1 protein-coding gene is annotated in these 668 nt (G+C 55.7%); it reads right to left on the reverse strand.

Annotation, left to right across the window (positions count from 1 at the left end):
• Positions 1 to 668: S-layer homology domain-containing protein (locus CPT76_RS35800; RefSeq protein ID WP_146116559.1), on the reverse strand; the 668-nt coding region annotated here is incomplete at both ends.

Genomic DNA, 668 nt, shown 5'->3' on the forward strand with positions numbered 1-668 from the left:
GTTGTGCGCGACGTTGGCGTTGCGGGCGGTACCTTGGGCGGCTGGGTGCTGCCTTCGTCCGCCTTTGCCTTGTCGTTCAGAAACTGGACCGTCACCAGGGCTGCGTCCTGGCGGGTCGCCTGATTTCCGGGATTGAAGGTACCATCGGGGTATCCATGAATGAGTCCCAATTCAACGGCAGCGGCGACGGCATCTCTGGCCCATGCGGAGATGGATGCAGCGTCGGAGAACGTTAAATTACTTCCTTTTCCTGCAGGGTTGACGCCTAGAGCGTTCACGAAAATCACTGCCATTTGCTCGCGGGTGAGGTTTTGGCCCGCTCCGAAAATCCCGTTCCCCATGCCTTTGAACAATCCTGCCTTGAACGCCGCTTCCACGGCAGCATAGGCATAGTTTTCTTTCGGTATGTCTTTGAAGGTCGGCGTTACCGGCGGATGGCTAAGATCCAATTGGAGCGCTCTGGCCATGATGATCGCAAAATCCTGCCGCTGGATACCGCTAGCCGGATTGAATTTTCCATCGCCTGTTCCATGGATGATTCCTTTGCTGACAAGCTCATTTATCGCGTCTTTGGCATTACTGTTTGAAATGTCGGATAGGGACGCATCTGCGGATACATGCGGCACCAGAGCGCCCAGCAGGGCAGCCGCCGATAGAATCGATATCGA

Source organism: Paenibacillus sp. AR247 (assembly GCF_002968895.1).
In the GTDB taxonomy this organism is placed as follows: Bacteria; Bacillota; Bacilli; order Paenibacillales; family Paenibacillaceae; genus Paenibacillus_AQ; species Paenibacillus_AQ favisporus.